The 26,891-nt window shown below is 64.7% G+C and carries 29 protein-coding genes; 19 read left to right on the top strand and 10 right to left on the bottom strand.

What is annotated here, in order from left to right:
* Positions 1 to 11 precede the first annotated feature (11 nt).
* Both N4G42_RS03460 and N4G42_RS03455 read right to left on the bottom strand, forming a co-directional pair.
* Positions 12 to 653: a DUF1109 domain-containing protein gene (locus tag N4G42_RS03460; RefSeq protein WP_099731337.1), complete on the bottom strand. Its 642-nt coding sequence runs from the start codon at positions 651 to 653 to the stop codon at positions 12 to 14.
* The gene (locus N4G42_RS03455) at positions 650 to 1,246 is read right to left on the bottom strand and encodes a sigma-70 family RNA polymerase sigma factor (protein ID WP_260666176.1); all 597 of its coding nucleotides are present in this window, start codon (positions 1,244 to 1,246) and stop codon (positions 650 to 652) included. The genes N4G42_RS03460 and N4G42_RS03455 overlap by 4 nt, the downstream gene beginning before the upstream one ends.
* Before the next feature lie 161 nt (positions 1,247 to 1,407).
* Here N4G42_RS03455 and N4G42_RS03450 point away from each other — a divergent pair, with 161 nt between their 5' ends.
* Genes N4G42_RS03450 through N4G42_RS03435 form a run of 4 tightly spaced genes read left to right on the top strand, consistent with a single transcriptional unit; the run spans position 1,408 to position 3,809 of the window.
* Positions 1,408 to 1,701 carry a DUF2282 domain-containing protein gene (locus tag N4G42_RS03450; RefSeq protein ID WP_056059544.1) on the top strand — a complete coding sequence of 98 codons (294 nt, stop codon included), beginning with the start codon at positions 1,408 to 1,410 and terminating at the stop codon, positions 1,699 to 1,701.
* A 2-nt stretch (positions 1,702 to 1,703) separates the two neighbouring features.
* The gene (locus N4G42_RS03445) at positions 1,704 to 2,552 is read left to right on the top strand and encodes a DUF692 domain-containing protein (RefSeq protein WP_260666175.1); all 849 of its coding nucleotides are present in this window, start codon (positions 1,704 to 1,706) and stop codon (positions 2,550 to 2,552) included.
* Positions 2,543 to 3,313, top strand: a complete 771-nt coding sequence (locus tag N4G42_RS03440) for a DNA-binding domain-containing protein (RefSeq protein WP_260666174.1) — start codon at positions 2,543 to 2,545, stop codon at positions 3,311 to 3,313. The genes N4G42_RS03445 and N4G42_RS03440 overlap by 10 nt, the downstream gene beginning before the upstream one ends.
* 10 nt (positions 3,314 to 3,323) lie before the next feature.
* Positions 3,324 to 3,809: a DoxX family protein gene (locus tag N4G42_RS03435; RefSeq protein WP_056059550.1), complete on the top strand. Its 486-nt coding sequence runs from the start codon at positions 3,324 to 3,326 to the stop codon at positions 3,807 to 3,809.
* A 108-nt stretch (positions 3,810 to 3,917) separates the two neighbouring features.
* On the opposite strand, the gene trxC is transcribed toward N4G42_RS03435, so the two are convergent.
* On the bottom strand, positions 3,918 to 4,355 hold the full coding sequence (trxC, locus tag N4G42_RS03430) for a thioredoxin TrxC (RefSeq protein WP_108498515.1): 438 nt from the start codon (positions 4,353 to 4,355) through the stop codon (positions 3,918 to 3,920).
* 144 nt (positions 4,356 to 4,499) lie between these two features.
* Here trxC and otsB point away from each other — a divergent pair, with 144 nt between their 5' ends.
* The 3 genes from otsB to otsA are packed head-to-tail and all read left to right on the top strand — an operon-like array spanning position 4,500 to position 8,465.
* Entirely contained in the window at positions 4,500 to 5,237 is a 738-nt protein-coding gene (gene otsB / locus N4G42_RS03425; protein ID WP_260666173.1) for a trehalose-phosphatase, read from the top strand.
* Positions 5,234 to 7,039 carry a glycoside hydrolase family 15 protein gene (locus N4G42_RS03420; protein ID WP_260666172.1) on the top strand — a complete coding sequence of 602 codons (1,806 nt, stop codon included), beginning with the start codon at positions 5,234 to 5,236 and terminating at the stop codon, positions 7,037 to 7,039. The genes otsB and N4G42_RS03420 overlap by 4 nt, the downstream gene beginning before the upstream one ends.
* A gap of 49 nt (positions 7,040 to 7,088) precedes the next feature.
* Positions 7,089 to 8,465 (top strand): alpha,alpha-trehalose-phosphate synthase (UDP-forming), encoded by a 1,377-nt coding sequence (gene otsA / locus N4G42_RS03415; protein ID WP_108498523.1) that lies wholly within the window; start codon positions 7,089 to 7,091, stop codon positions 8,463 to 8,465.
* A 29-nt stretch (positions 8,466 to 8,494) separates the two neighbouring features.
* On the opposite strand, the gene N4G42_RS03410 is transcribed toward otsA, so the two are convergent.
* Together N4G42_RS03410 and N4G42_RS03405 are read right to left on the bottom strand one after the other, a co-directional pair.
* Positions 8,495 to 8,689, bottom strand: a complete 195-nt coding sequence (locus N4G42_RS03410; RefSeq protein WP_056745516.1) for a DUF2905 domain-containing protein — start codon at positions 8,687 to 8,689, stop codon at positions 8,495 to 8,497.
* A gap of 21 nt (positions 8,690 to 8,710) precedes the next feature.
* The gene (locus N4G42_RS03405; RefSeq protein ID WP_260666198.1) at positions 8,711 to 9,829 is read right to left on the bottom strand and encodes a class I SAM-dependent methyltransferase; all 1,119 of its coding nucleotides are present in this window, start codon (positions 9,827 to 9,829) and stop codon (positions 8,711 to 8,713) included.
* 10 nt (positions 9,830 to 9,839) lie between these two features.
* On the opposite strand from N4G42_RS03405, the gene N4G42_RS03400 reads away from it, so the two are divergent.
* The 7 genes from N4G42_RS03400 (at position 9,840) to N4G42_RS03370 (ending at position 16,400) form a co-directional block, all read left to right on the top strand.
* The gene (locus N4G42_RS03400) at positions 9,840 to 10,634 is read left to right on the top strand and encodes an SDR family oxidoreductase (protein WP_260666171.1); all 795 of its coding nucleotides are present in this window, start codon (positions 9,840 to 9,842) and stop codon (positions 10,632 to 10,634) included.
* Between the two features lie 33 nt (positions 10,635 to 10,667).
* On the top strand, positions 10,668 to 11,051 hold the full coding sequence (locus tag N4G42_RS03395; protein ID WP_260666170.1) for a dihydroneopterin aldolase: 384 nt from the start codon (positions 10,668 to 10,670) through the stop codon (positions 11,049 to 11,051).
* Between the two features lie 4 nt (positions 11,052 to 11,055).
* Positions 11,056 to 12,024 (top strand): tRNA 2-thiocytidine(32) synthetase TtcA, encoded by a 969-nt coding sequence (ttcA, locus tag N4G42_RS03390; protein WP_199731319.1) that lies wholly within the window; start codon positions 11,056 to 11,058, stop codon positions 12,022 to 12,024.
* Positions 12,025 to 12,079: 55 nt separating this feature from the next.
* On the top strand, positions 12,080 to 12,703 hold the full coding sequence (locus N4G42_RS03385; RefSeq protein WP_260666169.1) for a DUF4136 domain-containing protein: 624 nt from the start codon (positions 12,080 to 12,082) through the stop codon (positions 12,701 to 12,703).
* A gap of 23 nt (positions 12,704 to 12,726) precedes the next feature.
* Positions 12,727 to 13,368: a histidine phosphatase family protein gene (locus tag N4G42_RS03380; RefSeq protein ID WP_056059569.1), complete on the top strand. Its 642-nt coding sequence runs from the start codon at positions 12,727 to 12,729 to the stop codon at positions 13,366 to 13,368.
* Positions 13,352 to 14,518 (top strand): DSD1 family PLP-dependent enzyme, encoded by a 1,167-nt coding sequence (locus tag N4G42_RS03375; RefSeq protein WP_099731351.1) that lies wholly within the window; start codon positions 13,352 to 13,354, stop codon positions 14,516 to 14,518. Before N4G42_RS03380 ends, N4G42_RS03375 begins: the two co-directional genes overlap by 17 nt.
* Before the next feature lie 79 nt (positions 14,519 to 14,597).
* Positions 14,598 to 16,400: a lysoplasmalogenase family protein gene (locus tag N4G42_RS03370; protein WP_260666168.1), complete on the top strand. Its 1,803-nt coding sequence runs from the start codon at positions 14,598 to 14,600 to the stop codon at positions 16,398 to 16,400.
* Here the strand turns inward: N4G42_RS03370 and ruvB are convergent.
* From ruvB to ruvA, 3 genes are all read right to left on the bottom strand, one after another.
* Positions 16,357 to 17,418 carry a Holliday junction branch migration DNA helicase RuvB gene (gene ruvB / locus N4G42_RS03365; RefSeq protein ID WP_056059575.1) on the bottom strand — a complete coding sequence of 354 codons (1,062 nt, stop codon included), beginning with the start codon at positions 17,416 to 17,418 and terminating at the stop codon, positions 16,357 to 16,359. The two genes, N4G42_RS03370 and ruvB, sit on opposite strands and share 44 nt — an antisense overlap.
* 30 nt (positions 17,419 to 17,448) lie before the next feature.
* A complete protein-coding gene (locus tag N4G42_RS03360) occupies positions 17,449 to 19,362 on the bottom strand; it encodes a trypsin-like peptidase domain-containing protein (protein ID WP_260666167.1) in 1,914 nt (637 codons plus the stop codon).
* 93 nt (positions 19,363 to 19,455) lie between these two features.
* Positions 19,456 to 20,031 carry a Holliday junction branch migration protein RuvA gene (ruvA, locus tag N4G42_RS03355; RefSeq protein ID WP_116748819.1) on the bottom strand — a complete coding sequence of 192 codons (576 nt, stop codon included), beginning with the start codon at positions 20,029 to 20,031 and terminating at the stop codon, positions 19,456 to 19,458.
* A gap of 80 nt (positions 20,032 to 20,111) precedes the next feature.
* Here ruvA and N4G42_RS03350 point away from each other — a divergent pair, with 80 nt between their 5' ends.
* The 5 genes from N4G42_RS03350 (at position 20,112) to N4G42_RS03330 (ending at position 25,419) form a co-directional block, all read left to right on the top strand.
* Positions 20,112 to 21,068, top strand: coding sequence for a PhoH family protein (locus N4G42_RS03350; protein ID WP_056059579.1), 957 nt, complete (start codon positions 20,112 to 20,114; stop codon positions 21,066 to 21,068).
* Between the two features lie 62 nt (positions 21,069 to 21,130).
* Entirely contained in the window at positions 21,131 to 21,589 is a 459-nt protein-coding gene (ybeY, locus tag N4G42_RS03345; protein ID WP_260666166.1) for an rRNA maturation RNase YbeY, read from the top strand.
* A 167-nt stretch (positions 21,590 to 21,756) separates the two neighbouring features.
* Positions 21,757 to 22,503, top strand: coding sequence for a sulfite exporter TauE/SafE family protein (locus tag N4G42_RS03340; protein WP_243415691.1), 747 nt, complete (start codon positions 21,757 to 21,759; stop codon positions 22,501 to 22,503).
* A 74-nt stretch (positions 22,504 to 22,577) separates the two neighbouring features.
* Positions 22,578 to 23,819, top strand: a complete 1,242-nt coding sequence (locus tag N4G42_RS03335; protein ID WP_260666197.1) for a nitrate/nitrite transporter — start codon at positions 22,578 to 22,580, stop codon at positions 23,817 to 23,819.
* A 226-nt stretch (positions 23,820 to 24,045) separates the two neighbouring features.
* Positions 24,046 to 25,419 (top strand): immunoglobulin domain-containing protein, encoded by a 1,374-nt coding sequence (locus N4G42_RS03330; protein ID WP_260666165.1) that lies wholly within the window; start codon positions 24,046 to 24,048, stop codon positions 25,417 to 25,419.
* A gap of 55 nt (positions 25,420 to 25,474) precedes the next feature.
* Here N4G42_RS03330 and dtd read toward each other — a convergent pair whose 3' ends face one another.
* The gene (gene dtd / locus N4G42_RS03325) at positions 25,475 to 25,921 is read right to left on the bottom strand and encodes a D-aminoacyl-tRNA deacylase (RefSeq protein WP_260666164.1); all 447 of its coding nucleotides are present in this window, start codon (positions 25,919 to 25,921) and stop codon (positions 25,475 to 25,477) included.
* Entirely contained in the window at positions 25,918 to 26,868 is a 951-nt protein-coding gene (locus N4G42_RS03320; RefSeq protein ID WP_260666163.1) for a cation diffusion facilitator family transporter, read from the bottom strand. Before N4G42_RS03320 ends, dtd begins: the two co-directional genes overlap by 4 nt.
* Between the last annotated feature and the right edge of the window lie 23 nt (positions 26,869 to 26,891).

Here is a 26,891-nt window from a genome sequence, read left to right as displayed (position 1 = left end):
CCCCACCAGCGCTACCAGCGCAGCAGACGCGGCCCCAGTACAGCCCCCAGAGCAGTCGGTATGGCCATGCCCGCCAGATACCACACCGCCAGAAACGGGGTGGCCATCTCGGGGCAATGCAGGGCATACACCAGCGCCCCCAGCGCGCCTGCCAGCAAGCCAGCGCCCGCTCCTGCCCACGCCAGCCGCGTGGGCGCAGCGCCCTTGAGCGCCCAGAAGCCTCCAACGAACGCCGGGACCGACAGCAAGGCGATATTGAAGGGACAAGTCCGCCAGGTGCTGCCCAGAATCAGCGGCACACGCTCCGCCGCAGGCACCTGCCACAGAGCCCCCAGGGCCATGGCCCACAGCACCAGCGGCGGCACTGCCAGCCACAGGGCTGCGAGGCCCAGCGGCATGCCCGGGCGGGCCATGCGGCGCAGCAGCGCCAGGCCAGCGGCTGCCAGGGCGGCCGCAAACACCAGCTTGCCCCAGAACATGGGCAACGCCATGGTCGCCAGCAGGTCAGGGCGCAGACCGAACAGGGCCAGCATCAGCCCCCCGGCACCGGCAATGCCCACAGCGCTGGCGACAGCAAACCGTCGCTCAATAGCGACGGGCTGCACCGGCCGGTCATCGGTGGCCAGCAGGTGGATCAATTCATCGGTTTTCATGCCATTCCCCTGATCTTGGCGGCCAGGGCCTTGAGCCCCCGGTGCACGCCGACTTTGACGGCCGACTCCGACAACCCCGTGAGGCGCGCCGTCTCGACCACCGACAACCCTTCCAGCTTCACATACTCAATGGGCAGCCGCTGCTTGTCTGGCAGCGTGCGCAACAGTTGCCCCAGGTCCCGCCGGGCTTCGGCAGCCTCGCTGTCGCTGGTGGCAAACAACTCGTCGGCATCGTCCAGCGGGTCGTTGCGGCCCTCCTTCACGGCATGCGAGCGCAGCCAGTCGATGAGCTTGTAGCGCGCAATCGCATGCGCCCAGGCGGTCACCGGCATCTCGGGCCGGTAGGTGTGGCGCTGGTTGTGCACGGCCAGCAGCGTCTCCTGCACCAGGTCTTCCACCTCATCGGGCCGCTGCGCAAGGCGGCGGCGAAGGAAGGCGCGCAGGTGGGCGCTCAGCTCCTTCAAAAAACGCTGGTAAGCGGCTGCATCGGCATCCAGCCCCTGCATCAGCAAGCCGCGCAAGCGCTCTTCCACTATCTCCATGGTGTCTCCCTGCGAGGAATTCGTATGCCGGGGCCAATGGGTTACAGGCAACACAAAAAATATTTGCGCAACGCCACCACGATTTTTTGAGCAGTGCTGTAACCCGCCTGCTGCACAGCCCGAATTACAACGCAGATCGGGCCACTCAATGCGACCTCAGTGCCGCCACCCGGTCGGATTCAACCTTTATCCAACCCTCGGAGAACCGTACCATGACCACTCGCACCCTCAGCCTCGGCGCCCTCGCACTTGTTGCCCTGACCTCTGGCGCCGCCATGGCCCAAACCAACGCCGCCCCCATGGACGGCGCCAAGCCTGCCATGGAGAAGTGCTACGGCGTCTCGATGGCTGGCAAGAACGACTGCGCCGCAGGTCCCGGCACCACCTGCGCGGGCACGTCCAAGATGGACTACCAGGGCAACGCCTGGAAGTTTGTGCCCGCAGGCACCTGCACCACCATCAAGACGCCCAAGGGCATGGGCATGCTGACGCCCATGAAGAGCTGACCATGGCATCCCCTCTCACCGCCGGCCTGGGTCTCAAGCCCCAGCACTACGACGAGGCGCTGCGGTGCACTGCCCCCGGCCTGTGGTGTGAGGTGCACCCCGAGAACTACCTGGCCGACGGCGGCCCGCGCCTGGCCTGGCTGGAGGCCATCCGTGCGTGCCACCCAGTGGCACTGCATGGCGTGTCACTGTCGCTTGCGGCCGATGCACCACCTGATGAGGCCCACCTGGCACGGCTTGCGGCCCTCGCAAGACGGATAGAGCCCGCCATCATTTCGGAGCACCTGGCCTGGTCCACTTGGCGCGGGCAGTACTTGCCCGACCTGCTGCCGTTTCCACGCGCGCACGCAGCACTGCACCGCATCGCCGGCAACATCGCCCGCACGCAGGATGTGCTGCAGCGCCCCATCGCCATCGAGAACCCCACGCATTACCTGCACATCGACGGCCACGACTGGGCAGAAACCGATTTTCTGGCCGAGCTGGTGCGGCGCACCGGCTGCACGCTGCTGCTGGACGTGAACAACGTGTACATCAGCGCCAACAACCTGGGATTTAGCGCGCAAGCCTACCTCGAAGCTTTCCCCCTGCACGCCGTGGCAGAGATCCACCTGGCAGGCCACCATGCCGACCCGGTGCATGGCAATGCTCTGCTGATCGATAGCCACGATGCGCCTATCGCGCCAGCGGTGTGGGTGCTGTACGAGCAGGTGATGGCGCGCACCGGCCCCGTCCCCACCCTGATCGAACGCGACGACCAGTTGCCCACCTTCAATGAACTGCTGGCCGAGCGGGAGCAGGCCCACCGTGCGCTCACCCATGCACAGCCCCGGGAGGTTGCATGCAGCTGAGCACCTTTCAGGACGGCTTCTCTGCCGCTCTGCTCGGCCATGCTGCAGATGCACCATGGCTGTCCGCATTGGAAGCTCAGCCCGGTTTTGCCGTGTACCGCAACACCGTGCTCAAGGGCTGCATCGATGCGCTGCAGGCCAATTACCCCACGGTGTGCCAGCTGGTGGGCGAAGACTGGTTCCGCGCCGCTGCGGCGGTGTTTGCCCGCGCGCAGCCGCCGCGTGACGGCTTGCTGGTGGACTATGGCGCGGGGTTTGACAACTTTCTGGCCGGTTTTGCACCGGCGGCCGAACTGCCCTACCTGAGCGCCGTGGCAAGCCTTGACCGCTGCTGGACCGCATGCCATCTGGCGGCAGACGCCACCGCCGTGGACCGCCACTGGCTGGCACAGCAGGCCCCTGGCACCGTGCCCCACGCGTCACTGCAGCCGCACCCCGCCGCACGCTGGGCCTGGTGCGAAGACTTTCCCGCCTATGCGCTGTGGCACCACCACCGCGAAGGCCTGGCCCTGCCCGAGGCCTTGGACTGGCACGGCGACGGCGCACTGCTCACCCGGCCCCATGCGGAAGTGATATGGCGGCCCCTTTCCCGCGCCGGCGTGGCGCTTCTGGACGCCTGCGCCCAAGGCCTGCCGCTGGAGACTGCCGCCACCCGCTCCCTGGAGGCCGACCCGGCGACCGACTTTGCCGCCCTGATGACCAGCCTGCTCGACGCGGGCGCCTTGACGACCACCAACCCACACACAGCCCACACCGGCTGAGGAGCCCACCATGCACATCCCCAACACCCCGGCCACCCACGTCCCCACGCCCCCCGCCACAGGCCCGCGCATGCTGTGGGCGCGCCTGGCCGATGCAGCCACCTGGCTCACCCCGCACAGCCTGCTGGCACTGGTCAACCGCGTGGCCATTGCAGGCATCTTCTGGCTGTCGGCCCGCACCAAGGTCGATGGCTGGTTCACCATCTCCGACAGCGCCTACACGCTGTTCCGCGACGAGTACAAGCTGCCCGTGCTGCCGCCCGAGCTGGCGGCGCAGATGGCCACCGTGGCAGAGCACCTTTTTCCGGTGCTGCTGGTGCTGGGCCTGTTCACACGCCTGTCGGCCCTGGCGCTGCTGGGCATGACGCTGACAATTCAGCTGTTTGTCTACCCGGACGCCTGGCCCACCCACCTGTCATGGGCGGGGCTGATGCTGTACCTGGTGGGGCGCGGTGCCGGCAACGTGTCGCTGGACCGGGCGCTTGGGATTCGTTGAGGAACCCGTCTGCGCGGGATCAATAGCTACTATTTCGATAGCACTCAAGGCATATTCAACTAGCGCTTGCGGCCTAAAACGCTTCAAAACCTGCCAAGTCGTTCCAAATCACCCCACCACGGTACGCACCCAGCGCACGATGTCCGCCGCCCCCAGCGCGCCCGAAATGCGCGCCACCTCACGCCCCTGCTGGAACAGGATCATGGTCGGAATGCTACGGATGGCATAGCGCGCCGCAATGGCCTGCTGGTCTTCGGTGTTGAGCTTGGCCAGGCGCACGCGGGGTTCCAGCTCACGGGCAGCCTGCGCAAAGGCGGGCGCCATCTGGCGGCACGGGCCGCACCATGGGGCCCAAAAATCCACCAGCACCGGGATGTGGCTGCGCACCACATGCTTGTCAAAGCTAGTGGCATCCAGCTCCAGCGGCGCCCCAGCAAACAGGGGCTGATGGCATTGGCCACAGTCGGGCGCGCTGCCCAGGTCGGCGCTCTGCACGCGGTTGGTGGTGTGGCAATGGGGGCAGACGATGTGCAGGGCTTCGGTCATGGCGTAGCGGGGGCATTGGGGTCTCTGAACACATTGCGGCACTGGCTCTCCGTTTCAAGAGGTCGCAAACCTTGCGCGCGTTTACCAGCCCAGAATCCCCCTGGTCGCCATATCTGCATTGCAGCGTCTGCTATGGTTTCGTGCATGCAGCTGCTCCCCACACTGACAACTGCCCATGCGCTTTTTCTCGACTTCGATGGCACGCTCACCGAGCTGGCACCGCGCCCCGAGGCGGTGCGCATCGCGTCGGGGCTGATTCCGACGCTGTCATCGCTGCACACCCAGCTGGGTGGCGCGCTGGCCATCGTGACTGGCAGGCCCGAGGCCGACATCGACGGATTTCTGGCGCCACTGCGCCTGCCGCTGGCGAGCGAACATGGGGCCCAATACCGCTTGGGCGAGACTTCCGTTCCCGCCACCGAGCCACCCGCCCTGGAGCCCGTGTTACAGGCCGCCCAAGACCTAGCAGCACGGCACCCTGGCCTGCTGGTGGAGACCAAGCGTGTGAGCGTGGCCCTGCACTACCGCCAGGCGCCCCACCTCGAATCCCTGTGCCACGACACGCTGGTGCGGGCCATGCGCGAGGTGGAAGGTGTGGAACTGCTGCGTGGCAAATGCGTCTTTGAAGTGAAACCCCGTGGCGTTCACAAAGGCCAGGCCATCGTCGACTTCATGACACAGCCACCCTTTGTGGGCCGCACGCCGGTCTTTGTGGGCGATGACGTCACCGACGAGGCCGGCTTTGCCGCTGTGCAGACGCTCGGCGGCTGGGGCATCAAGGTGGGCGAAGGGCCCACCATGGCACAACACCGCTGCATGACATCGGCCGCACTGCGGGGCTGGCTGTCGTCTGCACGCACAACGCTGGAGCGCGAACGATGAATACAGCCGCCACACACCCTCAGACAGGCTCGCTCAACCTCGGGATGATCGGCAACTGCGCCATCAGCGCGCTGATCGACGACCACGCCCGCATGGTGTGGTGCTGCCTGCCGCGCTTTGATGGCGACCCGGTGTTCAACGCCCTGCTGCAGCCCGGCGACGAGGGCAGCCATTTCGCGATCGAGCTGGAAGACCTGGCCTCAGCCCACCAGTGGTACGAGCCCAACACCGCCATCCTGCGCACGCAGTTGTTCGACAAGGCGGGCCACGGCATCGAGATCACCGACTTTGCGCCGCGCTTTTACAGCCGCTCGCGCTACTTCCGGCCCATGACGCTGGTGCGCCGGGTGCGCCCCATCCAGGGGTCGCCGCGCATACGGGTAGCGCTCAAGGTGCGCTATGACTGGGGCCAGACCACCCCCGAAATCACGCGCGGCAGCAACCACATACGCTACGTGGGCGAGAGCATGACGCTGCGCCTGTCCACCGATGCCCCGGTGTCGCATGTGCTGTCGGGCCAGGCGTTTGTGCTCACGCGCGAACACAACTTCCTGCTGGGCGCCGACGAGACGCTGGTGGACGGTATTGCCGATACCGCCCGCCGCTTTGAACAGGAGACCACGGCCTACTGGCGCAGCTGGAGCCGCGCGCTGGCCATTCCACTGGAATGGCAGGACGCGGTGATCCGTGCGGCCATCACGCTCAAGCTGTCGCTGTACGAAGAAACGGGCGCCATCGTGGCCGCCATGACCACCAGCATCCCTGAGTCGGCCCACAGCGGCCGCAACTGGGACTACCGCTACTGCTGGCTGCGCGATGCTTTTTTTGTGGTGCGCGCGCTCAACAGCATCTCCGAGGTGGGCACCATGGAGGACTACCTGCGCTGGCTGAGCAATGTGGTGGTCGAAGGCGGCGACGGCCACATCCAGCCGCTGTATGGCATCGGGCTGGAGAAAGACCTGCCCGAAAGTTTTGTGCCTCAGCTGGCCGGCTACCGGGGCATGGGCCCGGTGCGCGTGGGCAACCAGGCGGCCGAGCATTTTCAGCACGACGTGTACGGCAACATCGTGCTGGGCGCGGCCCAGGCCTTTCATGACCACCGCCTGCTGCACCGCGCGGGCCTGGCCGAATTCAAGCGGCTGGAACAGGTGGGCGACAACGCAGTGCGTGTGTACGGTCAGCCTGATGCGGGTATGTGGGAGCTTCGCACGCGCGCCCGGGTGCACACATCGTCCGCACTGATGAGCTGGGCCGCATGCGACCGGCTGGCCAAGATCGCCGCCACGCTGCAGCTGGCCGACCGTGCCAGCCACTGGCAGCAACATGCCGACCGCATGCGCGCCGAGATCCTCGACAAGTCGTGGTGCGAAGAACGCCAGGCGTTTGCCGAGAGTTTTGGCGGGCATGAGCTGGATGCCAGCGTGCTACTGATGGCCGAGGTGGGCCTCATCGACCCCAAGGACCCACGCTTTGTGAGCACCGTGGAGGCCATGGAAAAGAGCCTGTGCGATGGCCCCTACATGCGCCGCTACGAGGCGGCCGACGACTTTGGCAAGCCCGAAACGGCCTTCAACATCTGCACCTTCTGGCGCATCGACGCGCTGGCGCGCATTGGCCGCAAGGCCGAGGCACGGGCCATCTTCGAGACCATGCTGGCCGCACGCAACCCGCTGGGCCTGCTGTCGGAGGACACCCACCCCGAAACCCGCGAGATGTGGGGCAACTTCCCGCAGACCTATTCGATGGTGGGTGTGATCAACGCCGCCGTGCGCCTGTCAGCGCCCTGGGACAGCGTGATTTGAGGCGCTGTCCGACATCGGCCGGGGGCGGTCAGCACGGATGATTGCCCCCATGAGCCGTCTTGTCGTCATCTCCAACCGCCTTGCCGATCCGCGCAAGCCCGCCGCCGGTGGCCTTGCTGTGGCCCTGGGTGAAGCCCTGAACCAGACCGGAGGACTCTGGTTTGGCTGGAGCGGCACCGTGGTCGAAGACGGCACACCCGGCGAGAGCGAACTGCACACCCGCCAGGCCGGCGCCGTCACCCTGGCCACCGTAGACCTGTGCCGCGAAGACCATGACAGCTACTACCACGGCTACAGCAACAGCGTGCTGTGGCCGGTGTTCCATTACCGGCTGGACCTGGCCGACTTCAACGCCCGCTACATCACAGGCTACCGGCGTGTGAACCAGATGTTTGCGCGCAAGCTGCTGCCGCTGCTGCGCGACGACGACGTGATCTGGGTGCACGACTACCACCTGATCCCGCTGGCCGCCGAACTGCGCGCCATGGGCTGCAAGCAGCGCATCGGGTTCTTTCTGCACATTCCCATGCCGCCGCCGCTCATCATGGCGGCCATTCCGCAGCACGAGTGGCTGATGCGGTCTTTGTTCGCCTACGACCTGGTGGGCCTGCAGAGCGAGGCCGACGTGTCGCATTTCACGCGCTATGTGCGCAACGAGGGCAGCGCCGAAGCGGTGGACGAAAAGCGGGTGCGCGCCTTTGGGGCTACCGTGGTGGTGCAGTCGTTTCCCATCGGCATCGACGTGGACGAATTCACCCGCCTCACACACGCCCCCGACGCGGTGGAGACCTACGAGAACATGCGCGACGAGTATTCGCGCAGGCGCCTGCTGCTGGGCATTGACCGGCTCGACTACTCCAAGGGCATCCCACACCGCGTGCGCGCATTCCGAGAGCTGCTGGATCGTTACCCCGAAAACCGCGACAGTGCGACGATGATCATGATCGCCTCGCCCAGCCGCGACGACGTGCACGCCTATGCCGACCTGCGCCAGGAACTGGAGGGCCTGTGCGGCTCGGTCAATGGCGACTACGGCGAACTGGACTGGATGCCCGTGCGCTACATCCACCGCATGGTGGCGCGCAAACGTGTGCCGGGCCTGTGCCGCGCCGCTGCCGTGGGCCTGGTCACGCCACTGCGCGATGGCATGAACCTGGTGGCAAAGGAATACGTGGTGGCCCAAGACCCGGACAACCCCGGCGTGCTGGTGCTGTCACGGTTTGCAGGTGCAGCAGAACAGTTGAAAGAGGCGCTGCTGGTGAACCCCTACGACCCCCAAGGCATGGCCGACAGCATCCAGCAGGCGCTGCAGATGCCGCTGGCCGAACGGCAGGCGCGCCACCAGAAGCTCATGGCGCGCATCCGCGAGCACGACGTGCACTGGTGGCGCAAGGCGTTCCTGGACGCGCTGCAGACGGCGGGCTAGCAGGCGCAGCGGCCGCCGTGATGGCGGCCCTACAACAGCTTGGTGATCAGGCTGACCACAAAGCTCAGCAGCAGCGTGGACGCCAGCGGCACATCCCAATCGCGCCCCAGCCAGCGAAACCGGAAGTCCCCGGGCAACCGCCCAAAGCCCATGCGGCGCAGCAGCGGCGACAGCCAGCTAATGAACATCAGGGCCAGGAGGATGACGAGAAGCCAGCGGAACATGGGCAGCGCGGCAGCAGGCGCTCAGAGCCGGTGCGAACGGTCGCCGTGGCTGAACCCCAGCGGCTCCCATGGCTCGCCCGCGCCCACAGCCAGCACCTTGAACAGCTCGCCCATCTCGTTTTCCATGATCAATTTGGCCGCTGTCGCCCGCTGGGCTTGCGGTAGCTGCTCCATTTTTGGGAGCAACCCACAGTTGATGAGGAAATGCGCCTGCGTGGTGTAGCCCAGCACATTCAGGCCCGCCTCCTGCGCGGCCAGCGCCATGGCGGTGAAGTTGACATGCGCGGTGATGTCCTTGAGCCCCACCGCCACCAGCGGGTCGCCATCGGCCAGGTGGCCCTGGTGGCACATCACGGTGCCCATGTGGCGCTGGGGGTGGTAGTACTCGTCTTCGCCAAAACCGTAGTCCAGCAAGAAGGCTGCGCCGCGCGTGAGCCGGTCGGCCAGCATGCGCATAAAGCCTTCGCCCTGGGCGTGAATTTCGGTCAGGTAGTCCTGCGGGCCTTCGATGGCGATGGGTGGGCGCAGGTCGGTGGGGCGGTCGGCCCAGGCAAAGCGGCCGTCTTCGGCCACCACCACACCGCGCTCATGCCACACACCGCCCTGCTGGCCGCCATGGCGCGCCAGCAGTTGCACAGGCATGGCATCCAGCACCTCGTTGCCCACCACCACGCCGCTGAATTTCTCAGGCAAGGCATCCACCCAGCGCAGCTTGTGGGCATGCGCCACCAGTTTGGCCTGCTGGCGCGCGCGCAGGCTGCCCGACAGATCGACGATGGTGTAGCGCTGCACCCGGTCGCCCAACGCATCCAGCAACTGCAGCGCCAGCGCGCCGGAGCCCGCGCCAAACTCCCAGACCTCGTCGGTCCCGGTGTGTGCCAGCGCCTCGCCCACCTGCACGGCCAGCGTCTGGCCGAACAGTGGGGTCATCTCGGGCGCGGTCACAAAGTCGCTGCCCGACTCCGGCATGGCGCCGAATTTGGTGGAATCGTTGGCGTAGTAGCCCAGGCCGGGCGTGTACAAGGCCAAGGCCATGAAGCGATCAAAACCCAGCCATCCACCCTCGGCGGCAATGGCCTGGGTGATGTGCTGGTGCAGGGCGGTCGTTAAACTGTCGGGTCTTTGGGTCACGGCCCGCATTGTCCCCCACATGTCCACCCCTTCCCTTCCCCACCGCCCCCGCACCGTGCTGGTGACCGGTGCCGCCAAGCGCCTGGGCCGCAGCATTGCGCTGGCCCTGGCTGCCGGCGGCTGGCAGGTGGCGGTGCACTACCGCTCGTCAGCGCAAGATGCTATCAATACAGTAGCTGAATGTGCAATATTGACTAGCGCAAGCGCCCATTTTGAGGCCGATTTTGATGACGAAGCCGCCGTGCGCGGCCTGCTGCCCCGCGTGATCGCGCACTTTGGCCATGTGGATGCGGTGGTCAACAGCGCCTCCCTGTTCGAACACGACAACGTAGGGACCTTTGGCTTTGCTGCGCTCGAAAAGCATCTGCGCAGCAACACCGCGGCCCCCGTGCTGCTGGCCCAGGCCCTGCACCAGCATGTGGCCGACCGGGTGGCGGCGGGTGAGGCCGATGCGCAGGGCGCCGTGGTCAACCTGCTGGACCAGAAGCTCTGGAACCAGAACCCCGACTTCATAAGCTACACGCTCTCCAAGGCCGCGCTGGAAGCCGCCGGCACCATGCTGGCACTGGCCCTGGCGCCGCGCGTGCGTGTGGTGGGCGTGGCGCCCGGCCTCACATTGACCAGCCATATGCTGAGCGACGAAAAGTTTGCCCAGCTGCATTCCCTCAGCCCCCTGGGCCGCTCTTCCACCGCCGAGGACGTGGCCGCCACGGTGAAGTTTGCGCTGGAGAACCGCTCCATCACCGGCACCACGCTGCTGGTCGATGGCGGCCAGCACCTGATGAAGTTTGACCGCGATTTCTCGTTGATGTGAGCCCAGCGCTTGCGCACACAACGAGCCCCCACCATGACACAGACCCCTTCCCAGATGACTGGCACGCAGATCCTGACGCTCACCGGTTTGCGCTTCGATGCCAACCTGGGCATCCTCGACCACGAGAAGACCGACCCGCAACCCATCCAGGTCGATGCCGAACTGAGCCTGGGCGTGCAGCCGCTGGCCCCGCGTGACGACGACATCGGCCATGTGCTGGACTACCGGCGTGTGCGCCAGATCATCATCGACGAGTGCACGGCCGAGCATGTCAACCTGCTGGAGAGCCTGATCGGCAAGCTGGCCAACCGCCTGATGCAACTGCCCGGCGTGCTGGGCGTGCGCGTGAAGATTGCCAAACTCGAAATTTTTGACGACTGCGAAGTGGCCATTCGCATCGAGACAGGACAGTGGTGACCCTATGAGCGCAGTATTGAATGAAGCCCCAACCTCCGCCCAATCCACTGGCTGGACGGAGGAAAGCACGGAAGCCACCAGCGGCGCCGCCCGCATGAAGATCGAGCGCGAAACCCACAAGCTGGAAAAGCGCCTGTGCCGCGAGGTCGGCAAGGCCATCGTCGACTTCAACATGATCGAAGAAGGCGACAAGGTGATGGTGTGCATGTCCGGCGGCAAGGACAGCTATGCGCTGCTGGACATCCTGCTCAAGCTCAAGGCCCGCGCGCCCATCCACTTTGACCTGGTGGCCGTGAATCTGGACCAGAAGCAGCCGGGCTTCCCCGAGCATGTGCTGCCCGAGTACCTGGCCAGCACCGGCGTGCCCTTCCATATCGAGAACGAAGACACCTACAGCATCGTCAAGAAGCTGATCCCCGAGGGCAAGACCACCTGCAGCCTGTGCAGCCGCCTGCGCCGGGGCATTCTGTACCGCGTGGCCGACGAACTGGGCTGCACCAAGATCGCGCTGGGCCACCACCGCGACGACATCCTGCAGACGTTGCTGCTCAACATGTTCTTTGGCGGCAAGATGAAGAGCATGCCCCCCAAGCTGGTCAGCGACGATGGCAAGCATGTGGTGATCCGCCCGCTGGCCTACGTGGCCGAGAAAGACACCGCCCGCTGGGCTGCGCACCGCAACTTCCCCATCATCCCGTGTAACCTGTGCGGCAGCCAGGAGAACCTGCAGCGCAAGCAGGTGGGCGAGATGCTGCGCGAATGGGAAAAGCGCTTCCCCGGCCGCGTGGAGAACATGTTCAACGCCCTGCAGAATGTGGTGCCCTCGCACCTGCTGGATGGCAGCCTGTACGACTTCAAGAATGCCAAGGCCACCGGCATCGCCAGCGAAGACGGCGACAAGGCCTTTGACAAGGAAGAGTTTGCGGCGCCCTCGCCATCGCTGCCCGGCGTGCAGGTGGTGCAGCTGTCGTGAACCCTGGCAAGCTGGGGCACTCTCATGGAGACTTCTTTTTCTGGAGCGTCTGACCATGACAACGCAACGCCGATGGATTCCCCTTCTTGTACTGGGCTTGGCAACCGCCTTGCTCGCGGGCTGCAGCACCACCCGCGTGGTCGACGGGCAAGTACAAAGCTTCTCAACCCTGGCGGCCGCGCCTGCACCTGCCACCTACCGCATCGAACGCCTGCCTTCGCAGCAAACCCCATCGTTTGACGCCATCGCCGCACTGGCAGAACAGTCCCTGGCACGCGCCGGCCTGCAACGCGACGATGCCGCGCCCCGCCTGCGGGTGCAACTGGGCGTGCAGGCTGACACGGTGCCGCGCAACGATCCTTTCGGCCCCTACGGGCCCTACGGTGCGTATGGCCCCGGCCCTTGGGGCGTGGGTGGCTGGTATGGCCGAGGCTGGGGCGTGCATGGCATGTGGCGCTTTGGCGAGCCCACGCCCCTGCACCGCCGCGCGGTCAGCATCGTGATGCGCGACGCCAGCACCCAGGCCGTCGTGTACGAAACCTCCGCCGTGCACGAAGATGTGTGGGTGAGCGATCCGGCCGTCTATGGCGTGCTGTTCGACGCCGCACTCAACGGCTTTCCGAAGCCGCCCGAGGGGCCGCGGCAAGTACGCGTGCCATTGGTTCCGCCCTCACACTGATTCCCTCCACGCCCGTCTATTGCATGCACGCCACCCGCATCGTTGCCATCCGCCACGGCGAAACCGCCTGGAACGTGGACACCCGCATCCAGGGCCACCTGGACATCCCGCTCAACGACACCGGCCTGTGGCAGGCCGCCCAGGTCGCCCAGGCCCTGGTGGGCGAACCGATTGCAGCCATCTACTCCAGCGACCTGCAACGCGCGCACGCCACCGCCCAGGCCGTGGCCCACACCACAGGCGCCCCGTTGAAGACCGAGCCGGGATTGCGCGAACGCAGCTTCGGGCACTTTCAGGGCCGCACGTTTGCCGAGATCGAGGCCGAGCTGCCCGAGGACGCATTGCGCTGGCGCAAGCGCGACCCCCACTACACGCCCGAGGGCGGCGAATCCCTCGTCACCTTGCGTGACCGCATCGAACGCACCGTGACCGCGCTGGCGCAGCAGCATGTGGGCGAGCAGGTGGTGATGGTGGCGCACGGCGGCGTGCTCGATGTGCTGTACCGCCTGGCCACGCGCCAGGACATCCAGGCGCCGCGCACCTGGCAACTCTCCAACGCCGCCATCAACCGCCTGCTGTGGACGCCTGACGGCCTCACCCTCGTCGGCTGGGCGGACACCCAACACCTTGACCAGATTGTCCTGCGCGATGAAAACCACGCCTGAATTGCAATCCACCATCGGCCAGCGGGTGGACGCTATCGACACCCCCGCCCTGGTGGTGGACCTGGATGCCATGGACCGCAACATACAGCGAATGGCCGACTTCGCGCGCAAGCACCACGTGCGCTGGCGCCCCCATGCCAAGCTGCACAAGAGCGCCGAACTCGCGCTGCTGCAGCAACGCGCTGGCGCCCAGGGCGTGTGTGTGCAGAAGGTCGCTGAGGCCGAGGCGCTGGCCGCTGGCGGGGTCGATGACATCACCATCACCAACCAGGTCATTGCCATGCCCAAGCTGCACCGCGTGGCGCGGCTGGCGGCGCTGCTGGCGGCACGCGGCGGTCGCCTGGGCGTGGCCGTGGACCACATCGATGGCATCGAACGCCTGGCCGAAGCCATGGCGCAGTACGGCAGCGACGCGGGCATTGATGTGCTGGTCGAGATCGACGTGGGCCAGGGCCGCTGCGGCGTGCCGCCGGGCGAGGCCGCAGTACCTCTCGCGCTGGCCGTGTCGCGCAGCCCTCGCCTGCGGTTTGCGGGGCTGCAGGCCTACCATGGGCGCGCCCAGCACCTGGCCAGCAGCGTGGGTCGGCGCGAGACCATCGCCGCTGTCGTTCGCGCGGCGGATCACACGCGCCAGCTCATCGAAGCCGCCGGGCTGCCCGTGCCGCTGATCACCGGATCAGGCACAGGCACCCTGGTTCACGAGGCCGCCAGCGGCGTGTTTGGCGAGTTGCAGGCGGGCTCGTTTTTGTTCATGGACGCAGATTACGCGCGCAACGAACGCGATCCTGCGCAGCCCGCGTTTGAACATGCGCTGTACGTCAAGACCCAGGTGGTGTCGGTGCGCGACACCCACGCCGTGTGCGACGCCGGTCACAAGAGCCACGCCATTGACTCCGGCCTGCCCACGGTGGCCCTGCTGCCCGCCGACCGCACCCTGCGCTATGCCAACGGGGGCGACGAGCATGGCTTGCTCTACGCGGACGCTCCCGATGCCCGCCTGCCCAGCCTGGGACACATGCTCTGGCTCATCCCTGGCCATTGCGACCCCACGGTCAATCTGCATGACTTTTTGATCGGCGTGCGCGGCGGTTTGGCGGCCGGCACGGTGGAGCGCATCATCCGGGTGGATGCACGGGGAGCGCTGACATAGGCGCAGCCCTCTAAACACCGGCGCTATAGGGGTTCACCTGCCCCGGTGTGAGCTGGCTGCTGGACCACAATCCGGCAACATGAGCCCCAGCCAGATCATCGTCCTTGCCACACCCGTCTTCTTCCTGCTGATCGCCCTTGAGCTGGCCATTGGCTTCAAGCGCCAGCGCAACACCTACCGCCTGGCCGATGCCGTCAGCAGCATCAGCCTGGGCATGCTGAGCCAGACCAGCGCAGTGTTCACGCGGCTGCTGCGCATTGGCATCTACACCGCCCTGTTCGAGCACGTGGCGCTGTGGCGCAACGATGCGTTCTGGGCCAGCCTGCCCGGCTGGCTGCTGGCGCTGGTGTTCTACGACTTCTGCTACTACTGGCTCCACCGCATGGGGCATGAATCGGCGGTGCTGTGGGCCGCGCACGCGGTGCACCACCAGAGCCAGGACTACAACCTCAGCACCGCGCTGCGCCAGACGAGTTCGGGCGCGCTGCTGGGCTGGATCTTTTATGTGCCCATGGCACTGGCGGGCGTTCCGCCGCTGGTGTTCGGCGTCGTGGCGCTGATTGACCTGCTCTACCAGTTCTGGGTGCACACCGAGCAGGTGGGGCGCCTGGGCTGGTTCGACCGCTGGTTCTGCAGCCCCAGCAACCACCGCGTGCACCATGCCGTCAACGACGCCTATCTGGACAAAAACTACGGCGGCATCCTGATCCTGTGGGACCGACTGTTTGGCACCTTCAAGGATGAAGACGCGCAGGAGAAATGTGTGTACGGCACGCGCGGCCTGCTCAACAGCTGGGACCCGCTGTGGGCCAACGCCCAGGTGTACGCCGGGCTGGCGCACGACAGCTGGCACGCATGCAGCTGGCTCGACAAGCTCAAGGTCTGGATCAAGCCGCCGGGCTGGCGGCCTGCGGACGTGGCGGAGGGCTTTCCCAAGCCGGCCTTCAGCATGGCGCAGATGGCGCTCTACCACCCACCGATGTCGCGCGCCGTGCAATGGTTTGCACTGGTGCAGTTTGTGCTGCTGCTCGGGGGCGTGGCGGCCTTTTTGTGGCAGGCCGATACGGCGCCGCTGGCGCACAACGCCGTCTGGTTCGCCGTGCTGCTGACAGTGCAATGGTCGCTGGGCGCGGTGATGCAGGGGCGCATCGGCATGCTGATGGCGCTGATGCTGCAAAGCGCGGCACTGGCCACGGCCACCAGTGCGCTGGAGTTCACACAATGGCATTGGCTGTTCAAACCGCTGACCATGGCGATTGCTATTGTTTTGATAGCTGCCAGTGCATATTCGACTAGCGCAAGGGGTGCATTGGGCTCAAAAACGCCATGGGCCTTGCTCATCGCTGCCCTGGGCGGGTCATTGGCGGGGGATGTGTTCCTCATGTTCCAGGGCTTCTTCATCCCCGGCCTGGTGAGCTTTCTGGTGGCGCATCTGTTTTATGTGGCGCTGTTCAAAAGTGGACAGGCATGGTTTCCGCACCGGGGTGCACTAGCGGCCACGCTGGGCATCGGCACGGCCATGTACGCCTTTCTGTGGACGAGTGGCCTGCCACCTGCACTCCGCGCGCCCGTCGCAGCCTATGTGCTGGTGATTGCGTTGATGGCGGCCCAGGCCATTGGCCGCGCCACCGTGTTGCGCGACGCCGCTTCGCTGTGTGTCGCCATCGGCGCCGGGTTTTTCATGCTCAGCGACTCGCTGCTGGCCACCAACCGGTTTGTGACGCCCCTACCCATGGCGCAGGTCTGGGTGCTGGCGACGTATTACGCTGCACAGGCGCTGATCGTGGCAGGCATGCTGCGGGGCACAGCCCGCGCAGAGCCCAGCTCTGCCACGCCCCTCACACCCCAAACAGATCTTGCCCGCTCGCCTTCGGCGGCGTAACCCCCAGGTGGCGGAACGCCGCCAGCGTGGCAATGCGCCCGCGCGGCGTGCGCTGCAGGAAGCCCTGCTGGATCAGGTAGGGTTCGATCACGTCCTCGATGGTGCCAGCCTCTTCGCCAATGCTGGCCGCGATGTTGTCCAGCCCCACGGGGCCGCCATCGAAGCGGTGGATCACGGCTTCGAGCAGCTTGCGGTCCATCACGTCAAAGCCTTGCGGGTCCACATCAAGCATGGCCAGCGCCTTGTCGGCAATGGGTTTGGTAATGCGCCCATCGCCCTTGACCTCTGCATAGTCGCGCACCCGGCGCAGCAGCCGGTTGGCAATGCGCGGTGTGCCGCGCGAGCGGCGGGCGATCTCGAAGCCACCCTCCTCATCCATCGGTGCATGGAGCAACCCGGCACTGCGCTGGACAATGCGCGCCAGCTCCTCGGCCGTGTAGAACTCCAGCCGCGCCACGATGCCGAAGCGGTCGCGCAACGGGTTGGTCAGCATGCCCGCACGCGTGGTGGCGCCCACCAGGGTGAAGGGCTGAAGGTCCAGCTTGATGCTGCGCGCTGCCGGCCCCTCGCCGATCATGATGTCGATCTGGTAGTCCTCCAGCGCAGGGTAGAGGATTTCCTCCACCACGGGTGACAAGCGGTGGATCTCGTCGATGAAGAGAACGTCGTTCTTTTCCAGATTGGTCAGCAGCGCCGCCAGGTCCTTGGGCTTTTCCAGCACCGGGCCGCTGGTCTGGCGCAGGTTTACGCCCAACTCCGCCGCGATGATGTGCGACAGCGTGGTCTTACCCAGGCCGGGCGGGCCGAACAGCAGCACATGGTCCAGCGCCTCACCCCGCTTCCTCGCCGCGCCGATGAAGATTTCCAACTGCTCCCTGGCCTTGGCTTGGCCCACATACTCCTGCAAGAGTTTGGGGCGCAGGGCACGTTCGATGGCCTCCTCTTGGGGGGAAACGGGAACTGCGGAGATGACGCGTTTGGCGGGGGCAGGGGTGAAGTCGTCGGTCTGGATGGTCATTTAATAGTTAACAAACGGGTGCAACCATGCTCATTGAGAGGTCCAAGCAAAGTACACGGGACCTTCGTAAGTAAATTCTCGATTAACTTGAATAACAAGATCGCGCTCTGCAGTGCTAATCGTGTAGAAATGAGCTCCGGTTCTTGGGTTGTAAAAGCGAAAGATTGGCGTAGCATCATTCCCTGCCGCTCTCTGCGCGTACCAACTCACTCCCTCATATCGAAACAGGGGCAATTTAGCAATCACGTAGTCGCGCGTTGCAATATCTCCTGCGTAAAAATGCGCTTTTGACGTAGCGTTGTAAAAACGGAATATAGGATCCTTGTTCGAATTTGAGTCCGCATAGGCGTAGAACGCAACATTCTCATAGTTGAACTCGGGATAATTACGAATTACATAATCTCGCTCATTGGCGCCAGTGATATAGAAATGAGCCCCCGTGCTGGCGTTGTAGAACCGATAGACTGCCACACGACCGGCATCGGTAACCGTGGATGCCAACCAGTTTTTCAACGCTGCGTTATAAGCAATATCGAAACGACCATAGTAGTCAGCAGTAGACCTATTTGTGCAAACTGCACTACCCCCATACAAGGTGCCCACGACTTTTCCATTTCTGAAAAGAGCGGATCCACTGCTTCCCCCTTCAGTGGTTCCTTGACTCCAGTTAACCCGGTAGTAATTACCGCTAGTTCCTAGACATGAGAACTGCGTGTCAGAAATCGTGGCACAAGCCGATTGACCAACCACGGTACCGTAACTCAACTTGAGCAAATCTCCGCTGGGGTGATGCAAGCCAATGATTGAGACTCCTGCGGCAACGGTGGACGCGTCCCACCCCGCAAAAACTGCTCCAGCGGGGGGCGTATCGTTGAGCAACAGAAAAGATGTGTCGCTGTCTGCGCTGGCGTAGAGCAGCTTGGCACCACCGACCTTCTTGATACTTGAACTCTGCAGTGCACCGCTATTGCAGCTCGACGAACGGAAGAACCAGTCCGTCTGCAAGGTCGAGGCTACGGTCTGATCAGAAATGCAGTGGTTGGCGCTCAAGAAATAAGGCTTGCCGCTGGAGCTACCGTCATTGAGCAATGTGCCTGTGCAGGCATAGTACTTAGCCCCCTTGATAAACAGCATGCGAGCAACCGCGTTGCGTTCACTGGCTCCGTCGTTGTAGCACGTGGCATCTAGATTACAAGTATCTGAGTCGCCAATCTGTTTAGCGCTAAGAACCTGTGCGTTGTACTCGCGTTCGGTAGGTAAAGCCAAGTTCACAAAAACGTGCGACAGCTGGGGCACCGAAATTTGCAAGGTACTCGCGGCAATACCAGGTGGCAACTCCACCTCCAAGGTCGCCTCGCCGCCCCCGGTATCAGGTGTCCACCACGTGCGAGCAGCATCCGAACGGTCGCCCGCAGCCTGATTGCGCTCGATCAGTTGGAGAATTTCCTGCCCGGAGATCTCGAACACCTTGTCAGGCGCCGCCTGCGTATAAACGCGCACCACTGCGCTGCCCGGAAGCTGCTGAACAAGCACTCCCAGCCGCAAACCATAGGCCCCTTCCGCGCTGAAGCTCACCGCAGCAACCAAGCCACCCGCAGGTGCTTTGCGCCACTTCCACAGAGCTCCCATCGCAGACACAGACTTGGTCGCCTCCACATCACGGCCTTGCCCCACGAGCCGTGGCCCCACCGAGTCCACTGACTGGGTCTTTTCCGTAGCCAGTTCTTCCAACGCGACCACAGCTGCTGACGGCGCTGCAGTGGCACTGCGGGACTTCACTCGAGAAACATCCTGCACGGCTTCTACAGGCTGAACCCTGCTGTCCACCTGAGACAGCAACGGAGCGTTAGGTGCCGCGTCACCTGTGCCACCACCACACGCCACCAGCAGCGCTGCTGCCGAGAAGAGGGCGGGTACCCAACGCACTACGGAAAACTTTTTCATTGTCTGCATCCTAGAAATCGCTACGACTCACGCTTGCAAGCCTCAAAAGGGTCACCACTAAACCATTGTGGGGCGAACATTTCGGGGCGATTATCAGCGGGCCAACGCCTTCAACGCCAGCTTAATTCCGTCACTCACCCCCACCTCCGCTGGCAGCGCCTTGAGCGCCGCAGCCGCCTCCTTGTCGCTGTAGCCCAAAGCCAACAGCGCCTGCAGAATGTCGGCTTGCGCATCGCTGGTGGCCGCGCCACGCACAGCACCCATGTCCGCACCCAGCTTGCCCTTGAGCTCCAGCAGCAAACGCTCGGCTGTCTTTTTGCCAATGCCCGGCACCTTCACCAAACGGCCCGCCTCCTGCAGCGAAATCGCCTGCGCCAGGTCACTCACGCCCATCCCGCTCAGGATGGACAGCGCAGTGCGTGGTCCCACGCCGGAGATCTTGATCAGCTCACGAAACGCCTGGCGCTCAGGGGCGGTTGCAAAGCCGTACAGCAGCTGAGCATCCTCACGCACGATGAACTGTGTCAGCAGGCTCACACGCTCTCCCACGGCGGGCAGGTTGTAGAACGTGCTCATGGGCACATTCACTTCGTAGCCCACGCCGTGGCAGTCCAGCAGCACCTCGGGGGGATTCTTCTCCAGCAGGGTGCCGGTCAATTTGCCTATCATTGATGTCCTTTGACGACGCGGGCATGACATGCCGCGCCGCCGTTCTTGCTGTTTTCCGTTGCCTGACTGGAATTATCCGCGTGATCCTGCGCCACACCTTCACCCCCCACAACAACACCCGGCTCACCCACCTGTGTGGCCCGGCCGATGCGCACCTGCGCACCATCGAGGTGGCATTGCAGGTGAGCATTGCGCACCGGCACGAGCAGTTCAAGGTCGACGGCCCCAAGGCCAAGGCCACGCAGGCGATGGAGCTGCTGCAGGCCCTGTATGAGATGGCCGAGCGCCCCATTGGCGAGGACTATATCCAGCTGATGCTGGCGGGCGACAGCGAACTGCTGGAGGCCCCGGACGACGCCATCATCCTCAACACCCGCCGCGCGGACCTGCGCGGGCGCACCCCCACGCAGAACCTGTACCTGCAGAACATCGCCACGCACGACATCACCTTCGGCATCGGCCCTGCCGGCACCGGCAAGACGTATCTCGCCGTGGCCAGTGCGGTGGATGCATTGGAGCGCAGCAGCGTGCAGCGGATCGTGCTGACCCGCCCGGCGGTGGAGGCTGGAGAGCGCCTGGGCTTTTTGCCCGGCGATCTGGCGCAGAAGGTGGACCCTTATTTGCGCCCGCTGTACGACGCGCTGTACGAGCTGATGGGACACGACAAGGTGCAAAAGGCGTTTGAGCGCAACGCCATTGAGATTGCGCCGCTGGCCTTCATGCGCGGTCGCACGCTGAACAACGCGTTCGTCATCCTCGACGAGGCACAGAACACCACGCCCGAGCAGATGAAGATGTTCCTCACCCGTATCGGCTTTGGCGCTAAGGCCGTGGTGACCGGTGACGTCAGCCAGATCGACCTGCCCAAGGGCACCCTGAGCGGCCTGATCGACGCCGAGCGCGTATTGAAGCGCGTCAAGGGCATCTCGATCACCCACTTCACCAGCGCCGATGTGGTGCGCCATCCGCTAGTGGCCCGCATCGTGGACGCCTACGACGCCCCCCGCCGTGCCGCAGCGGCCCGCACCCGCGACTGAACTCCTAATTTGATAGCTACTTACGCTTATAAATTGGGCACCGGTAGCTTAAAACACCTCAAATGTCCTTAAACCAACTCTCCCTGTCGCTGCAGTTTGGCGCGTTTGACGAAGCCGCCGCCCACCGGGCTGTGCTGCCCCGCCACAAGGTCACGCGCTGGATTCGCCACGCGCTGGCCACCGACGCGGAGATCACCGTGCGCATCGTGGGTGCCGAAGAAGGCCAGCAGCTCAACCGCGAGTACCGCAAGAAGGACTACGCCACCAACGTGCTCACCTTCGACTACACGCAGGAGCCGGTGGTGACCGCCGACTTGGTGCTGTGCGCCCCCGTGATCGAGCGCGAGGCGAAGGAGCAAAACAAGAGCCTGGAAGAACACTACGCCCACATGCTGGTGCACGGCACGCTGCATGCCCAGGGGTGGGACCACGAGACGAGCAAGGCCGACGCCGAGGAGATGGAGGCGTACGAGTCCGACATCCTGCGCGAGCTGGGTTTTGAAGACCCCTACGCAACCTGACCGGATTCAGGATTTCCCCGAGAGCCTGCCGATCGCCCACCTGAAAAACGCAGCCGTGGGCAAAGCAGTCGCACCTTTTACGGTCGCAATTCGGACTCGAAAGCGCGGAATCTCCACCTAACATCGGTGCAATGCCGCGCGCGCAACGCCGCGGCCAAGGAGATACTTTGGATACCGCCCTGCTCGTCACCGCCGCCTTCGTCGCTGGCGCCCTCAATGCCGTCGCCGGAGGCGGCAGCTTTCTGACCCTGCCTGCCCTCGTCTTCACCGGCGTGCCGCCCGTGGTGGCCAACGCCACGGGCACGGTGGCGCTGTTGCCGGGCTACATGGCGGGGGCCTGGGGGTTTCGGGAAGACATGCAACCACCGCCTGGCCTGTCCATGCGGGCAGTGGTTTTGCTGGCCCTCATCGGCGGATCGGCCGGGGCGGCGCTGCTGCTGATCACGCCCGATGCCACCTTCCGCAAGGTCGTGCCCTGGCTGCTGCTGGCGGCCACGGCCATGTTTGCGCTGGGCCCGCGCCTGCGCCAGTGGGCGGGTGCCTCGGCCCATGGCCCTGCCGCGCCGTGGAAGGCGGCCCTGGGCATGCTGGCCGTGGCGGGGTATGGCGGCTACTTCAACGGCGGGTTGGGCATCTTGCTGCTGGCACTGTTCGGCCTGCTGGGGCAAACCCAGCTCAACGCCATGAACGGCATGAAGAACCTGGTCTCTGCGCTGCTCACCGCGATTGCGGTGGCCATCTACGCAGCAGGCGGTATCGTGCTGTGGCCGCAGGCGCTGATGATGATGGTGGCCGCCACCGCAGGCGGGTATGGCGGCGCCCGCGTAGCGCGCAAGCTGCCTGCCAACGTGCTCCGCTGGGGCATCGTGGCTACCGGGCTGGTGATGGCGGCGGTGTTCTTCTGGCGGCAGTGAGCAGCAGCCCCTTGGCCTCGCCACCAACGCCAAGGTCCACGCCTACGGCGGTACCGGCACCCACACCAGCACCAATTGCAGGCAGCAGCCGCCCGCCGCCCCGCGTGCTGTGGGCCATGCTGCTCACGCTGCTCAGCGGGTTCGCGCTGAGCCAGGCGTTTCGCACCACCACTGCCATCCTGGCCCAGGGGCTGACCGCCGAGTTCGGGCTGTCGCCCGGGTCGCTGGGGGCCTTTGCCGGGCTGTTCGGCCTGTCGTTCGGTGTGGCCCAGTTGCTGATGGGCGTGGGGCTGGACCTGTGGGGCCTGCGGCGCACGGTGCTGACCGCTTTCCCGCTGGCGATTGGCGGTGCCGCGCTGTCGGCGGCAGCGCCCGGCTATGCGTGGCTGATGGTGGGCCAGTTGATGATCGGCGTGGGCTGCTCGCCCGCGTTCCTGGCCTGCACGCTGTTCATTGCGCGGCATTTCCCTGCCGACCGGTTTGCCTACCTGTCGGGCGTGGCGATGGGAGTTGGAGGTCTGGGCCTGCTGTTCACCGGTACGCCGCTGGCCTGGCTGGTGCAGCACGGTGGCGGCTGGCGCACGGGCTATGCCGTGCTGGCGGTGCTCAGCGCGCTGTCGTGGCTGCTGATCTGGCTGCGGGTGCACGAGCCTGCCCCGCTGGTGCCGCCCCCGGCGCAGCGCGAAACCTGGGGCCAGGCGCTGCTCGGCTTTGGCCAGCTGCTCACGGTGCCGCACACCTGGGGCATCCTGCTGCTGGGCATGTCGGGCTACGCCGCGTTTTTGTCGTTGCGGGGCCTGTGGCTGGCGCCGTTGCTGATGGAGCGGTACCACCTCACGCTGGTGGACAGCGGCAACGTCGCGCTGGGCCTGTCGTTGATTGCGCTGTTTGCACCCGGTCTGGCGGGCCGGCTGGACCCAGGCATTGGCCGCCGCCGGCGATGGATTGGCAACGCCTCGCTGCTGATGGCCGGGCTGTTCGCGCTGCTGGCATTTTTGCGGGTGCACCCTGCCGCCAGCGTGATGCTGATCCTGCTGATGGGGCTGCTGTCGGGCTACGGCGTGCTGCAGTACGCAGACGTGCGCGCCTCGTACCCGCCCGCACTCACCGGCCGGGCCCTGTCGGCCTACACGATGGCAATGTTCCTGGGCGTGGCGCTAATGCAGTGGTTCACCGGCATCGTGGCCACAGGCGCCCAGCACCTGGGCTGGGATGCCCACACGGCGGTCATGCTGGCGATTGCGGCCTGGCTGGCGCTGGCGTCGGTGGCGTTTCGGGCGCTGCCGGTGTCGTCGCTAGTGATAGCGGAAAAATAAGAGAGAAATTAGGCTGCAGTGGTTATCCACTAAGCGCTGACAGCTCTTCTTTTCCCCCTCCTGCAATACAGCCACTCCACGGCTGACGCGCCCCAGCACGCGGGTGCGCGAACTCGCAAAACAGCTTGCGTTGCAGGACGGGCGCACTGAACAAGGTACCGCAAAATCTGATCGATAGAATTTCTAAAGACCACAATCGCACCATCTTCACCACCAGGAGATACTCATGCCCATCGATCCCATACTGAAAGCACCTCTGAGCCGCAGAACTTTGTCTCTGGTCACCGTCGCCATGGGACTCTCGGCTTGTGGAGGCGGGAGCGATGAACCCACCCCCACCTCTGAACTACCGCAGATCACTGAGCACCCGGCTGACGTCACAGCCTCAGCCGGCGAATCTGCAACATTTCGCGTCAAGGTCAATTCCAGTGGGCCGGTGTCTTACCAGTGGCTGCGCAATGGCGCATCCCTTGATGGCGCCACGACCTCAGAGCTGTCGCTAGCCTCCATCGAAACCACCGATTCAGGTAGCAGTTTCTCCGTCAGAGTCACCAATGCCGCAGGCTCCGTTCAATCTAATGCGGCAACACTTCTCGTCCATCCGCGAGGCGGGGAGGAAGGAATTGCCCTGGCTTCTGGCACTCTCGGCGCACTAGGGCGAAGCCGTACGGTCATCGGCTTCAGCCAGTCTGGCGATTTGTTTGTGTGGGAAAGAGTGGCTCGCCAGCTCACCCGGGTCACAACAGAAGGTCAGACCATTCCCTTACAGGGAGCCTTGCAGGCCCTGAAGTTTGATGTCTCTTGGAAGGTTGCCGTACTGGAGCATCCCGACGGCAATCTCTACGTCACAGAAACCTACTTGGCACCCAGCGGGCAAATCAATACCGAACACGGAGGAGGCGGAAAGCTTCATCGAATCTCAGCAGATGGGTCGCATGTTGTCCTCTACCAAGCTGTCATCAGCTTTGGAGAGAGCCCGGCAGGAAAGCTAACCCCCATTGGCGTTGCCCAAGGCCCCTCCGGGAATATCTGCACACTGCATTTCAACTCGCCGACTCTTTACAAAATACCGACAACGGTCACCCAAACTACCCCCTCAAAATTTGCAGACCTCTTGTTTGAGCCTTTCGAACAACTGGCAATTGTTCTCCGATACACCGTTTCTCTCAGCTTGACATCTACCTCTTCTGGGAAAATTTTCGCAAGCTCCACGGCAGGGCAGTCTGCCTCCGGAATAGCACCTGTGAAGCGTTATGACGCTTTTGACTACGAGATCAGTTCTGACGGCACACGCACCCCCATCAAGTTTGGTGCAACGTCAGCATACGACTTGATCGCGCATGGCGAGTACGTGTACGCATTGGTCAAGAACGAGCAAGGCTACATGTGCCTCGTTCGCCGCAGTCCGGAGGGATCCATGCAACTCATTGCAGGAGGCAGCGGGTCGGCGACCAAGCCGGGGCCACTGCCGGGAGGACTCGGCAATTGGGTCAGGCTGGCCGGGGTAACCCCCGAGGGACGCATTATTCTGGGAGATCTTGCACTCGATGAGACAGGCGAATATTTGCAGTACTTTGTGGTGACGCCCCCCGCCATTTGAGCAGATGGGGCCGCCTGCCATGCGGGCCAGCCCCTGCAATGAATGGGTTTTGCCGTCAGGGCGCCCTCATCCGCAGCGGAATCGTCACCGGCCCGTCATTCACCAGATGCACCTGCATGTCGGCTGCAAACTGGCCGGTGGCCACCACGGGATGGATCTTGCGCGCCTGGGCCACCAGGTAGTCGTACAGCCGCTGCCCTTCATCGGGTGCCGCAGCCTGGGTGAAGCTGGGGCGGTTGCCGCCGGTGGTGTCTGCCGCCAGCGTGAACTGGCTGACCAGCAGCAGGCCGCCACCGATGTCCTGCACGCTCTGGTTCATCTTGCCTGCGGCGTCCGAAAAGATGCGCAGCTTGAGGATCTTGGCCAGCAGCCTGTCGGCTTCAGCCTCGGTGTCTCCACGCTCCGCACACACCAGCACCAGCAGTCCCGCGCCGATGGCGCCCACGGTCTGCCCGTCCACATCCACACGCGCTTCACGCACACGTTGTAATACGCTGATCACTTCACGGCATCCTTCACATCGTCACGGGGGTCGTCGAAATGCGCCTCCACGTCGGTAGGCAGCAGCTCGATGGTGGCACGCAGGCCGGGCACGGCGGTCATCAGCGCGCGCTCGACCTGACCGCGCAGCTCGGCGGCGTGGCGCAGGGTCCAGTCGGCGGGCATGTGCAGGTGCATGTCCACAAACTGGCGCTGGCCCGCGCGGCGGGTGGAGACATGGTCGAACCGCACAGCGCCCGGCGCCTGGGCGGCCACAAACTGCTGCAGCGTGGCGTCGATGGTGGACTGCACCTCGGGCTCCACCGCCGAATCCATGAGGCCCTGGGACGACCGCCACACCAGCTCCACCCCTTCTTTCAGGATGTTCAGCGCCACGGCAATGGCCGCCACCGCATCCAGCCACAACCACCCGGTCAGGGCAGCGCCCGCAATGCCCACCAGCACACCGGCCGAGGTCCACACGTCGGTGACCAGGTGGCGTGCATCGGCCTCCAGCGCGATGGAGCGGTGCTCGCGCGCCGAGCGGAACATCACCCAGGCCAGCAGCCCGTTCAGGGCCGAGCTGAGCACCGACAGTCCCAGGCCCCAGCCCACCTGCTCGATGGGTTGTGGGTCAAACAAGCGGTGCCCGGCCGCCCACAGAATGCCCGCCGACACGCCCATGATGAGGATGCCCTCAAAGCCCGAGGAAAAGTATTCGGCCTTGTGGTGGCCGTAGGGGTGGTCGTCATCGGCTGGCCGTGCCGCCACCGTCACCATGGCCAGCGCAAACATGGCGCTGGCCAGATTCACAAACGACTCCATCGCGTCAGACAACAGACCCACCGAGCCCGTGACCACCCAGGCCAGCGTCTTGAGCGCAATGGTGACCACCGCCACGGCCACCGAGGCCCACAGCAGGTTGCGGGGTGAAAGCCAGGGGTGGGATGCGGGAGAAGATGCTGACATGGCGGGTGGGCGAAGGAGCGGAA

Source organism: Acidovorax sp. K2F, from assembly GCF_025246485.1.
GTDB lineage: Bacteria > Pseudomonadota > Gammaproteobacteria > Burkholderiales > Burkholderiaceae_C > Acidovorax > Acidovorax delafieldii.
The sequence above is the reverse complement of the archived record's forward strand: the minus strand, read 5'-3'. Positions and strand labels throughout refer to the sequence as shown.